11 protein-coding genes and 1 pseudogene are annotated in these 11,039 nt (G+C 63.9%); 5 read left to right on the top strand and 7 right to left on the bottom strand.

What is annotated here, in order from left to right:
• The 3 genes and pseudogenes from EOA22_RS39685 to EOA22_RS12655 all read left to right on the top strand — a co-directional run.
• Positions 1-137: pseudogene (locus tag EOA22_RS39685) on the top strand (UPF0280 family protein); the annotation flags it as partial.
• On the top strand, positions 130-714 hold the full coding sequence (locus EOA22_RS12660; RefSeq protein WP_013528453.1) for an amino acid synthesis family protein: 585 nt from the start codon (positions 130-132) through the stop codon (positions 712-714). The pseudogene EOA22_RS39685 and the gene EOA22_RS12660, both read left to right, overlap by 8 nt.
• Positions 711-1,172 carry a MarR family transcriptional regulator gene (locus EOA22_RS12655; RefSeq protein ID WP_063169733.1) on the top strand — a complete coding sequence of 154 codons (462 nt, stop codon included), beginning with the start codon at positions 711-713 and terminating at the stop codon, positions 1,170-1,172. Before EOA22_RS12660 ends, EOA22_RS12655 begins: the two co-directional genes overlap by 4 nt.
• A 42-nt stretch (positions 1,173-1,214) precedes the next feature.
• Here the strand turns inward: EOA22_RS12655 and EOA22_RS12650 are convergent, their stop codons facing one another.
• Genes EOA22_RS12650 through EOA22_RS12640 form a run of 3 tightly spaced genes read right to left on the bottom strand, consistent with a single transcriptional unit; the run spans position 1,215 to position 5,076 of the window.
• A complete protein-coding gene (locus EOA22_RS12650; protein WP_127389998.1) occupies positions 1,215-2,183 on the bottom strand; it encodes a substrate-binding domain-containing protein in 969 nt (322 codons plus the stop codon).
• Positions 2,180-3,496 (bottom strand): ABC transporter permease, encoded by a 1,317-nt coding sequence (locus EOA22_RS12645; protein ID WP_013528456.1) that lies wholly within the window; start codon positions 3,494-3,496, stop codon positions 2,180-2,182. The genes EOA22_RS12650 and EOA22_RS12645 overlap by 4 nt, the downstream gene beginning before the upstream one ends.
• Positions 3,493-5,076, bottom strand: coding sequence for a sugar ABC transporter ATP-binding protein (locus tag EOA22_RS12640; RefSeq protein WP_063169732.1), 1,584 nt, complete (start codon positions 5,074-5,076; stop codon positions 3,493-3,495). The genes EOA22_RS12645 and EOA22_RS12640 overlap by 4 nt, the downstream gene beginning before the upstream one ends.
• A 220-nt stretch (positions 5,077-5,296) precedes the next feature.
• On the opposite strand from EOA22_RS12640, the gene EOA22_RS12635 reads away from it, so the two are divergent.
• Positions 5,297-6,316, top strand: coding sequence for a LacI family DNA-binding transcriptional regulator (locus tag EOA22_RS12635; RefSeq protein WP_013528458.1), 1,020 nt, complete (start codon positions 5,297-5,299; stop codon positions 6,314-6,316).
• Between the two features lie 33 nt (positions 6,317-6,349).
• Here EOA22_RS12635 and EOA22_RS12630 read toward each other — a convergent pair whose 3' ends face one another.
• The 3 genes from EOA22_RS12630 to EOA22_RS12620 all read right to left on the bottom strand — a co-directional run bounded on the left by EOA22_RS12630 (position 6,350) and on the right by EOA22_RS12620 (position 9,768).
• Entirely contained in the window at positions 6,350-7,351 is a 1,002-nt protein-coding gene (locus EOA22_RS12630) for an LLM class flavin-dependent oxidoreductase (RefSeq protein WP_063169731.1), read from the bottom strand.
• Between the two features lie 68 nt (positions 7,352-7,419).
• Positions 7,420-8,589 carry an AI-2E family transporter gene (locus tag EOA22_RS12625; RefSeq protein ID WP_013528460.1) on the bottom strand — a complete coding sequence of 390 codons (1,170 nt, stop codon included), beginning with the start codon at positions 8,587-8,589 and terminating at the stop codon, positions 7,420-7,422.
• 117 nt (positions 8,590-8,706) lie between these two features.
• A complete protein-coding gene (locus EOA22_RS12620) occupies positions 8,707-9,768 on the bottom strand; it encodes an LLM class flavin-dependent oxidoreductase (RefSeq protein ID WP_013528461.1) in 1,062 nt (353 codons plus the stop codon).
• 278 nt (positions 9,769-10,046) lie between these two features.
• Between EOA22_RS12620 and EOA22_RS12615 the strand changes: the two genes are divergently transcribed.
• Entirely contained in the window at positions 10,047-10,475 is a 429-nt protein-coding gene (locus EOA22_RS12615; RefSeq protein ID WP_013528462.1) for a DUF6481 family protein, read from the top strand.
• Positions 10,476-10,613: 138 nt separating this feature from the next.
• On the opposite strand, the gene sugE is transcribed toward EOA22_RS12615, so the two are convergent.
• Positions 10,614-10,928, bottom strand: coding sequence for a quaternary ammonium compound efflux SMR transporter SugE (gene sugE, locus EOA22_RS12610; RefSeq protein WP_013528463.1), 315 nt, complete (start codon positions 10,926-10,928; stop codon positions 10,614-10,616).
• Positions 10,929-11,039: the final 111 nt, after the last annotated feature.

Here is an 11,039-nt window from a genome sequence, read left to right as displayed (position 1 = left end):
CCGTCGCCGAAGATTGTCGCCGGCGGGGGCTTATTGCCGGGTCGGCGCTGTTTCTCGGCGGCGAGATCCGCATCAGTGGCTCGGTTGCGCTTGCCGCGCCCAACGAAACTTCGAGGGAGGAAGTTGCCCATGCCTGAGTTTCCGATCCGCAAGATCGCGGTTCTGACCGAAGAGATCTTTCACGAGGGCGGGCCGGTGGCCAAGGTGCCGCGCCGCCGTGCCGCCGCCATGGCGCTGGTAAAGAACCCGTTCGCCGGGCGCTATGTCGAGGAGCTGCAGAGCGCCATGGACGATCTCAAGCCGCTCGGCCTGCTGCTCGCCGACCGGCTGATCGCGGCGCTCGGCGGCGACGTCAAGCAGATCGACGGCTACGGCAAAGGCGCCATTGTCGGCACCGCAGGTGAGCTGGAACACGGCGCCCTCTGGCATGTGCCCGGCGGCTACGCCATGCGCGAGCGGCTCGGCGACGCCAAGGCGATCGTGCCGTCGGCCAAGAAGGTCGGCGCTTTCGGTTCGAAGCTCGACGTGCCGCTCGGCCACATCAACGCCGCCTATGTGCGCAGCCATTTCGACGCCATGGAAGTCGGCATGTCCGATGGTCCGTGCCCCGACGAGATCCTGTTCTGCCTCGCCATGACTTGTGGCCCGCGCATCCACGATCGCATGGGTGGTCTCGCGGCCGATGACATCAAAGCCTGGGATGGGCTGCGGTGAGCGGCGAGGACAATCTGCTCAAGCTGGTCGAGGTCGAGGCGCCGGACGACCAGGATTACCTCCTGCAGGAGCAGGTCGGCTTCATCCTGCGCAAGGCGCATCAGCGCCATGTCGCGATCTTTGCCGCGCATATCGGCGATCTGACGCCGCCGCAATTCGCGGCGTTGGCCAAGCTGCGTGACGTCGGCGAGACCTCGCAGAACCAGCTCGGCACGCTGATCGCGATGGATGCGGCGACGGTGAAGGGCGTCATCGACCGGCTGAAGGCGCGCGGCCTGGTCGAGCTTTCCAGGCACGAGGTCGACAAAAGACGGCTGCTGGTCAATCTGACCGCGGCAGGCCGCGATGCCATCGAGCGCCTGATCCCGCTGGCGCGCGAGATCACAAAGGAGACGCTGGCGCCGCTCTCGGCCAAGGAGATCACCACCTTCATGAAGCTGCTGGTGAAGCTGGCTTAGACCCGCCGGGCGCCAAAGGAGGCACCCGGCAGGAAGTTTGCCTCAGAGGCCGTTGTCCTTCAGCACCTGGGCGGCGTTTTCCTTGGTGATCTTCTCGGTTGGCAGGGTAATGGTCTTTTCGACTTTCTCGCCGTTGAGGAACTTGATCGCCTGGCGCAGGCCTTCGGCACCGGGAGTGACATAGGTGAAGGTCGCCGTCAGCTCGCCCTTGTTCACCATCTGCACGCCTTCATTGGGCAGGCCGTCGATGCCGATGAACTTGATGTCCTTCTCGCGGCCGACATCCTTGGCGGCGAGATAGGCGCCATAGGCCATCGGGTCGTTGTGCCCGTAGACGAGATCGATCTTCTCGTTGCTCTTCAGCGCGTTGGCCATCAGATTGTAGGCCTGGTCCTGCTTCCAGTCGCCCGATTGCTGGTCGAGCAGATATTTGATGCCCGGCTCCTTGTCGGTGAATTCGTGAAAGCCGTCATGGCGGTCATGCGCCGGCTCGGTGCCCATGCCGCCCCAGATCTCGACGACATTGCCTGCAGCCTTGCCCTTGCCGCCCAGCAGTTCGACGGCATATTCGCCGGCCGCGCGGCCGATCAGCGCGTTGTCGCCGCCGACGAACTGCGTGTAGTCCTTGGTGTCGACATTGCGGTCGAGCACGAAGACCGGGATCTTGGCGTCGATCGCCTGCTGCACGACGCCGGTCAGGCCGGCCGATTCCTTCGGTGACACCAACAGCGCATCGACCTCCTGGCGGATCAGGTTCTCGACATCGGCGACCTGCTTTTCGGTCTTGTCCTCGCCGTCGGTGATGATCAGCTCGACCTCGGGGTGCTTGGCGGCTTCGGCCAGGATGTCCTTGTTGAACTGCGCGCGCCAGGGCTCGATGGTCGTCACCTGCGAGAAGCCGATCTTCCACTTCTTGTCCTGGGCATAGGCATTGCCGGTGGTCAGCAGCGCGGTGGTGGTCAGCAGTGCCGCGGTCACGGCGGCAAGCTTCAGCATGTCACGTCGTTTCATTTTTTGTTTCCTCCGAGATTGAGAGACGGTGTCTCTTGCGACGGCCGCTTTGCCGCGGCCGTTTCCTTGTGCGCCGATTGCCCGCCGGGCAGGCGCAGATAGGCCAGGAGATCACCGGCATTGCGCTCCTGCACGAGCACGGTGCCGATGATGATCATCCCCTTCAGCACCAGCTGAAGGTTCGAATTGATGTTGTGGAGCTGCAGGATGTTGGAGAGCAGACCGAAGATCAGCACGCCGCAGAACGTGCCGATGAGGCTGCCGCGCCCGCCCATCAGGCTGGTGCCGCCTATGACCACAGCGGCAATGGCGTCGAGCTCCAGCCCGGCGCCGGCATCCGGCTTGCCTTGCCGGTACTGCGCGACATAGAGCACGGCGGCAATGCCGGCGAGCAGCCCGGAGACGGCATAGGTGGCGATCTTGACGCGGCCGGCGGCGATGCCGGAGAGGCGCGCCGCCTCCTCGTTGCCGCCGATGGCATAGACATAGCGGCCGAACGGCGTGAAGCGCAGCACCGCGCCGTAGATCACGATGGCGCCGAGGAAGAACAGGCCCGGCATCGGGATGATGCCGAACACCAGCGAGCGCAGGATCTCGAAATCGGCGGTGGCGTTGGAGCCGGTATAGACCGGCAGCACCGCATTGTTCTGGCCGGCGGTCAGCCGTGCGATGCCGAGCGCCGTCACCATCATAGCCAGGGTGACGATGAAGGGCTGCAGCCGTCCGGCAACGATGATGAAGCCGTTGAGCGCGCCGAACAGCAAACCAACGCACGGCGCCACCAGCAGCACGCCGAGCACGCCGAATTTCGGCTCGATCTGCGGCAGCAGAAACCACAGCGACAGGCAGCACAAGACCACGCCGACGACGGCGGGCGTGATCAGGCCGCGAATCCCGTCCAGCCTGATCTCGCGGACGAGATCGGCGCCGGCACGGGACTTTGCCAGGTTCTGGAAGATGAAGCGGGTGACGACGAAACCGAGGCAAAGCGCCACCAGCGCGACGGTCGGCACGCCCAGCACGACGCCCGGCGTCACGCCTGGGACCGTCAGCAGCATGGCACAGACCACCGAGCAGATGGCCATCAGCGAGCCGACGGAGAGATCGATGCCGCCGGTGATGATGACAGCCGTCATGCCGGTGGCGATCAGCCCGGTGGTCGAGACCTGGCGCAGCACGTCGAGCAGGTTGCCGTAGGAGAGGAAGATGTTGTTGCCCTTGGAACTCATCGGCGAGCCCAGCACGCCGATCAGGAAGATGGCGATCAGGCCCCAATAGAGCTTGGTACGGGACAGGAGTTTCAGGGCAGTCATGCGGCTGGTCTCGATATGGTCCTGCGCGGGGCGGCGAGACGCATGATGGCCTCCTCGCTGGCCGCATCGCGGGAAAGAATGCCTGTCTGGCGGCCATCGGCCATCACCAGGATGCGGTCGGAGAGATGCAAAAGCTCCGGCAGTTCGGAGCTGATGACGGAGATGGCCAGTCCATCGCGCGCCAGCTTGAAGATCAGGTCGTAGATCTCGCGTTTGGCGCCGACATCGATGCCGCGCGTCGGCTCGTCCAGCAACAGCACCCTTGGCCTGGTCGCCAGCCACTTGCCGATGACGACCTTCTGCTGGTTGCCGCCGGACAGCGTGCCGGCAGGCTGGTCGATGTCCCGGCAGCGGATGCCGAGCGCCTTGACCGCCTGCCGCGCCAGCCCCTGCTCGGCGGCCAGCGAGCGGATGCCGAAGCGGGCCAGCGACCCGACCAGCGGCAGCGCGACATTGTCTGCGATCGAAGCCTGCAGATGCAGGCCTTGCGTCTTGCGGTCCTCGGTGACCAGTGCAATGCCCAGCCGCCTTGCGTCGCGGGGCGAACGGATATCCACAGGCCGGCCGTCGACCTGGATTTCGCCACCGGTGCGGCCATCGCTCGAGCCGAAGATCGCCTCCAGGATCTCGGTTCGGCCCGAACCCAGCAGCCCGCCAATGCCGAGGATCTCTCCGGCGGCAAGATCGAAGCCAACGCCGTCGATCACCGTGCGCCAGCCATGCGCATCGGGCTTCGACAGCGACAGGTTTTCGACCGAAAGCACAATGTTGCCGCCGGAGTGGCGCTCTTCCTGGGAGGAAGCGAGCAGGTTGCGTCCGACCATCGCCGAAATGATCGCATCTTCGTCCAGCCTGGCCATCGGCTCGGTCAGTACATGGCGGCCGTCGCGAAACACGGTGACGCGGCTGGCCAGATGCATGACCTCGTCGATGCGGTGCGAGATGTAGACGATGGCGACACCGCTCTCGGCAAGCTGGCGGATGATGCGGAACAGCCGCTGGCATTCGGCCGGCGACAGCGCCGAGGTCGGCTCGTCCATGATCAGGATGCGTGCCGACATCGACAGCGCCTTGGCGATCTCGACCAGCTGCTGCTCGCCGACACGCAGGGCACCGACGCGGGCTTGCGGATCGAGCTCGATGCCGAGCCGCTGCAACAAAGCGCCCGCCGCGCGGCTGCTTGCCTTGCGGTCGACAATCAGCCCGGCGATCAGCTTCTCGCGGCCAAGGAAGATGTTGTCGGCGACGCTGAGTTCGGGCACCAGGTTGAGCTCCTGATGAATGATGGCAATGCCGGCATCCTCGGCGTCGCGTACGCCAGCGAAATTGACAGGGTGGCCATCGACGCTGACCGTGCCTTCATAGCCGGTGTAGACGCCGGAGAGGATCTTCACCAGCGTCGACTTGCCGGCGCCGTTCTCGCCCATCAAGGCATGAACCTCGCCGCGCCGCAGCTCGAAGCCGACATCGACCAGGGCGGCGATGCCGCCGAAGCTCTTGGAAATATGCTCGGCGCTCAGAACGGTGTCCGACCGATCGGCAGCGCCGTGCTGCGGGGAAAGGGAACTGCTCTCTCGCATGACAATGGCGGCCTCCCTTCCGTCGTCGTCAACTTCCCGCAAACGCTAATCTAAACGTTTCGATCATGTCAAGCTGATATGAGGTACCGCATGTTTACTGCATTTCGATTCTTGCTAAAAAGGACAGGATTCCGTACGTATTGGCCGGCAAGGGTGGCGAAACGTTTCGAAAATGACAGCATCAGGGCAAAAAAAACACCGGAAATCCACCGCGCCCACCATGCTTCATGTGGCTGAAGCGGCGCGTGTTTCTGTCGCCACCGTTTCGGCGCTGATCAATGGCACGGCGACGGTCAGTCCGGAGCTTAGCCAGCGCATCGAACAGGCGATCCGCGATATCGGCTACAAGCGCAACGCGATCGCCCGCAGCCTGAAGATGGGCACGACCCGCACGATCGGACTGACCGTGCCGCACATCACCAACCCATTCTTCACCGATGTCGTCTCGGTCATCCAGCAGGCCTTCGACCGGGCCGGCTATGCCGTCATGCTGTGCTGCACGGACGAGGATTTGAACACCCAGGACGATCAGATCAAGCTGCTGCTCGACCGCATGGTCGACGGGCTGATCGTGGCGCGCGTCGGCGACGGCGCGATCCTCAAGCGGATCGTCGACGACGCCAACGTGCCGGTGGTGCTGCTCGATCGTATCTGCAAAGGCGTCGACACCGATGCCGTGGTGCTGGACAACCAGCGCGCGGTGTTCGACGCCATCACCTATCTGATCAATCTCGGCCACCGGCGCATCGGTTACATCACCGGCACGTCGGACATTTCGCCGATGCATGACCGCATGGCGGGATATCGCGAGGCGCTTCACGCCGCCGGCCTGCCGATCGCGGAGGAGCTGATCCGCTTCGGCAATTTCCACGAGATCGACGGCTACAACGCGACCATGCAGATGCTGTCCTCGCACGATCGGCCAAGCGCGATCTTCTCGGCCAACAACCCGATGGTGATCGGCACCATGAAGGCGATCCGCGACATCGGCCTGTCCTGCCCGGAAGACATTTCAGTTGCCTGCTTCGACGACTTTCCATGGTCCGACGTGTTTCAGCCGCAGCTGACCACCGTCGCGCAGCCGGTGCAGGCGATCGGCGAACAGGCGGCCAATCTGCTTCTCGACCGTCTCGCCGGCAACAGGGACGCGCCGCCGCGCAAGCTTTTGCTCAAGGGCCGGCTGATGATCCGCAATTCATGCCGCCCGCTCGGGGCGATTGCGCAGAGCGTGAGCGCATAGTTTTTCGCCCAGCATATATCGTACCAGAACTTGTCAGGCCGCCTGCGACAGCGATTTGTGCGCCTCGGCCAGGATCTCGAACGACCGCACCCGCGCCGCATGATCAAAAATCTGCGCGGTGACCATCAGCTCGTCGGCGCCGGTGCGGCGCACGAAAGCATCGATGCCTTGCCGCACCGTTTCCGGGGAGCCGACGACGGCGCAGGACAATGCCTGGCCCAGCATGGTCTTTGCCATCGGATCGAGATCGCGGTCATAGTTCTCGACAGGTGGCGGCAGCCGTCCGGCCCGGCCGGTGCGCAGATTGACGAAAGCCTGTTGCAGCGAGGTGAACAGCAAACGAGCCTCGGCATCGGTGGGCGCGGCAAAGACGTTGAGGCCAAGCATGACATGCGGCTTGTCGAGGTGCTCGGAGGGTTGGAAGCGCGAGCGGTAGACATCCAGCGCGTGATCCAGATCCGCCGGCGCGAAATGCGAGGCGAAGGCATAGGGCAGGCCGAGCATGGCGGCAAGCTGCGCGCCGTAGAGGCTGGAGCCGAGGATCCAGACCGGCACGCCCTGGCCTTCGCCGGGCACGGCACGGATGCGTTGGCCTTCCTCGGCCGGCTGGAAATAGCCCATCAGCTCGACGACATCCTGCGGGAAATTGTCGACCCCGGCCTCGAGATTGCGGCGCAAGGCGCGGGCGGCACCCATGTCGGTGCCGGGCGCCCGGCCGATGCCGAGATCGATGCGGCCCGGATGCAATGCGGCCAGCGTGCCGAACTGCTCGGCAATCACCAGCGGCGAATGGTTGGGCAGCATGATGCCGCCGGCGCCGACACGAATGGTCTTGGTGCCGCCCGCGACATGGGCAATGACGACGGCTGTGGCGGCACTGGCAATACCCGGCATGTTGTGATGCTCGGCCAGCCAGAAACGCTTGTAGCCCAGGCGCTCGGCATGGCGGGCAAGATCGAGCGAGTTGGCCAGCGACTGCGAGGCATCGCTGCCTTCGACGATCGGCGACAGGTCGAGAACGGAAAGAGCGGTCATGGGTGGGATCCTGTGTCAGGACCGCATGTAGGAAGCATCCGGCGGCGCCGCAAATTCAAAAATATTGATCAGCCTTTGACAGCTTCGGGGTCGGCGATGTCGTCCTCCTCGACGACAACCGCGTGCTGCGCGGCGAGAAAATTGCCGACATGGCTGAGCCCATCGAAATGATCGCAGAACACCTTGATGACGACCAGCAGCGGCACCGCCATCAGGGCGCCGACGAAACCCCACAGCCATGACCAGAAGGCGATGGCGATAAAGATCGCCACGGCGTTGATCTCGAGGCGCCTGCCGACCACCATCGGCGTCACGAACTGGCCTTCGACGATGTCGCACAAGATCACGAAGGCCGGCGCCAGAAGCGCGTAGAAGATGGTATCGAAGCTGATCAACGCCATGACCGTGACAAGCACGATGGTGATCAGTGCTCCGACATAGGGCAGGAAATTGAGCAGGGCGGCAGCAACGCCCCAGACCAGCGGATTGGGCACGCCGAGCGCCCAAAGACCGAGAGCGATGACCGTGCCGAGGCCGGCATTGATGATGGTGACGGTGAGCAGATAGTGCGAGATTTCGCGTTCGACGTCATAGACGACGCGCAGCGCCCGCTTCTTTTCGCTGAGGCTGGCGAAGGACTGGATGATCTTTTCATAAAACATCGTGCCGGAGGCGAGCAGGAACAGCGACAGCACGAAGATAATGGTGAGGCCTGTTCCCGCCGACAGGATGTTGCTGGCGGCCGCCGACAGGATGCCGGACTGCGCCACCGCCACCTTCTGAATACCGGACTCCTGCGAGGTCTCGGTCAGTTGTTCGATCTGATGCGAAATCTGCATGATCTTCTCGAGCGGCTGTCGCAATTGCGCCAACCGTTCGGTGAGCTTCTGGCCGATCGACGAGGTGTTGTTGATAAGATCGATGATCGGGCCACTGAGCAGATAGCCGGCGGTGGCGAACACACAAAGGGACAACAGCACCAGAAGGGTTGCCGAGATCACTTCCGGGATACCGTGCTTGCGCAGCAGCCGGACGATCGGCGTCAGCGTCAGCGCCAGCAGGAAAGCCAGAAGCACTGGCATGAAAAAGGCGCGGGCGAAATAGAGCGCGTAGATGGCCATGAAGAGAAAGATGCCGATCAGCAACGAGCGCATCAGACGCGTGTCGGCGCGAGCCGCGACGCGCGAATCCGGTTCATCGGAAACGTCCTGTCCCCAGGCTGTGGGTTCGGTTTTCATGGTCACCCCTCAAGCCGGCGCCCCTTCGCACGGCAATCGCCTCCATGAAACGCAGAGTTACGGGCGAGGGTTCCATGAGCCGGCTTCGGGATTGAGGCCGCTCGCGCCGGCTCCGGGTCAGGCTGCCGGCGACGTGACGGCTGTGGCGGGCTTGGCTGTTTCCTTGCGCACGATCGGCGCCACCCTGGTGCCGTAGAGTTCGATCGCCTTCATGATCTTGGCGTGCGGCATGGTGCCGATCGCCATCTGCAGCAGGAAGCGGTCATTGCCGAAGATCTTGTGCTGGGCGACGATCTTTTCAGCCACTTGCTCGGGACTGCCGACGAACAGGGCGCCTGTGGGGCCGCGCGACTGGTCGAAATGCGCCCGCGAGGTCGGACCCCAGCCGCGCTCGCGGCCGATGCGATTCATCACTTCCGCCTGCGGGCCGTAGAAATCGTCCGCCGCCTGCTCGGTCGTCTCGGCGATGAAGCCGTGCACGTTGATGCTGGTGGCAAGGCCCGCCGGATCACTGCCGGCGCGCTTGGCGGCTTCGCGGTAGAGATCGAACAGCGGCGCGAAACGCGCCGGCTCGCCGCCAATGATGGCGAGCGCCAGCGGCAGGCCGAGCGCGCCAGCGCGGGCGGCAGACTGCGGCGTGCCGCCAATGGCGATCCAGACCGGTAGCCTGTCCTGGAAGGGCCGGGGATAAACGCCGCGATCGTTGATCGGCGCACGCAGATTGCCCGACCAGGTGACCTTCACGCTGTCGCGGATGGCAAGCAGCAGATCGAGTTTTTCGGCGAACAGCTCGTCATAATCCTCGAGGTTGAAACCGAACAGCGGGAAGGATTCGATGAACGAGCCGCGCCCGGCCATGATCTCGGCGCGGCCGCCCGACAGAAGATCGAGCGTGGCAAATTGCTGGAAAACGCGCACCGGGTCATCGGAAGACAGAACGGTGACCGCGCTGGTCAGCTTGATGCGCTTCGAACGCTCGGCCGCCGCGGCCAGGGCCACGACCGGTGCGGAGGCGGCATAGTCGGGCCGGTGATGCTCGCCGAGGCCGAAGACGTCGAGGCCGACCTGGTCGGCCAGCTCGATCTCCTCGATCAGGTTGCGCAGCCGCTCATGCGGGCCGATGGCACCGGGGCCCGGCTGCGGGCTGACGTCGGCGAATGTGTAGAGACCGAGTTCCATTTGATGTCATCCTGGTGTTGGGTTTTCGGGTTAGACGTAGCGACGCCTCAGCCGCGCCGCCAGTGGGGCGGACGGTGAACAGTGCATGTCGGTTTCGGCTCTATCTCTTCGTCGCCATTCCGGACGGAAAACCGCTTCACACTTTTCCTGGAATTGCTCCAAAGGCGTCTCCCGAGTGCAACAGCCGACAATTTCATGGCTGCCATGCCGTTTTGGCGCTTGAACTCTCGGTTTTCGCGCGTATGTAAGCGTCGCGAATTGACTTCAGGGAAGTGGACTTGGCTATCTACAGGGAAAAAGACGTTTTCGAGCGGCGCAATGCCGCAAACGAGGCAAAGAAGGCGCTCCTCGAGCGCTTCAAGGCAAAGCCGGCGGCGGATGATCCCGCAGTGCTGGCGCGGCAGGCTGAACGCAAGGCTATCCTTGCGGCCCGCGAAATCCGCGAGGCCGAAAAGGCCCGGCTGAAGCAGGAGAAGCTGGCACGCGAAGCGGTCGAGAAGGCCGAGCGCGAGGCAGCAGCCGAAGCGGCACGTATCGCCGCCGAGGAAGCTGCACAGGCCGAGGCCAAGATTCGGGAATCCGAAGAGAACGAGCGCATCGCCCGTCTTCTGGCCGACGAAGCCGAACGCAAGGCCAAGCGTGACGCGCGTTATGCGGCACGCAAGCAGCGTACCGGCAGGACGCCTCCGGGCTTCTCCGCCCGCTAGCTCTCGGCTACGGAGCAATCTGCTTCGAGAACCAGGGTCGCCTCGCAGCGGCCCTGAACGTGTTTGTCCCATGCATGTCGCCCTGGTCCCGGCTCTGGGAGGACGACATGCGCAAACCAAGAGACCTAAGCGTTACCGTCAGGCGGCGAACTTCAGCCCCATGATGCCGCAGACGATGAGCGCGATGCAGGCCAGCCTGATCGCGGTGGCCGGTTCGCCGAGCAGCCAGATGCCGAGCAGTGCCGTACCGACGGTGCCGATGCCGGTCCACACCGCATAGGCGGTGCCGACGGGCAGCGCCTTCAGCGCCAGGCCGAGCAGAGTGAGGCTGACGACCATCGAGGCAACGGTCAGCACGGTCGGCACCAGCTTCGAGAAGCCATCGGTGTATTTGAGGCCGATTGCCCAGCCGATCTCGAACAAGCCAGCGAAAAAGAGAAGAATCCACGACATCGACAACGCTCCATCAGAGCATCGGACCGAAAAGTGACTTCGGCGTCCGACGATCAGTCAAACAATGGCGGGTCGTCCCGTCCGGATTTGGGGAAGCGCGAGGTCCTCCCC

Origin of the sequence: Mesorhizobium sp. M7A.F.Ca.US.014.04.1.1 (genome assembly GCF_003998745.1) — a bacterium.
In the GTDB taxonomy this organism is placed as follows: Bacteria; Pseudomonadota; Alphaproteobacteria; order Rhizobiales; family Rhizobiaceae; genus Mesorhizobium; species Mesorhizobium ciceri.
Note: the sequence above shows the minus strand (reverse complement) of the source record. Positions and strands in the feature narration are given on the sequence as shown.

Excerpts from the sequence above, each read along its gene's own strand:
- EOA22_RS12660 (WP_013528453.1), top strand. The coding sequence starts at position 130 with ATGCCTGAGTTTCCGATCCGCAAGATCGCGGTTCTGACCGAAGAGATC.
- EOA22_RS12650 (WP_127389998.1), bottom strand. The coding sequence starts at position 2,183 with ATGAAACGACGTGACATGCTGAAGCTTGCCGCCGTGACCGCGGCACTG.
- EOA22_RS12645 (WP_013528456.1), bottom strand. The coding sequence starts at position 3,496 with ATGACTGCCCTGAAACTCCTGTCCCGTACCAAGCTCTATTGGGGCCTG.
- EOA22_RS12640 (WP_063169732.1), bottom strand. The coding sequence starts at position 5,076 with ATGCGAGAGAGCAGTTCCCTTTCCCCGCAGCACGGCGCTGCCGATCGG.
- EOA22_RS12635 (WP_013528458.1), top strand. The coding sequence starts at position 5,297 with ATGCTTCATGTGGCTGAAGCGGCGCGTGTTTCTGTCGCCACCGTTTCG.
- EOA22_RS12630 (WP_063169731.1), bottom strand. The coding sequence starts at position 7,351 with ATGACCGCTCTTTCCGTTCTCGACCTGTCGCCGATCGTCGAAGGCAGC.
- EOA22_RS12625 (WP_013528460.1), bottom strand. The coding sequence starts at position 8,589 with ATGAAAACCGAACCCACAGCCTGGGGACAGGACGTTTCCGATGAACCG.
- EOA22_RS12620 (WP_013528461.1), bottom strand. The coding sequence starts at position 9,768 with ATGGAACTCGGTCTCTACACATTCGCCGACGTCAGCCCGCAGCCGGGC.
- sugE (WP_013528463.1), bottom strand. The coding sequence starts at position 10,928 with ATGTCGTGGATTCTTCTCTTTTTCGCTGGCTTGTTCGAGATCGGCTGG.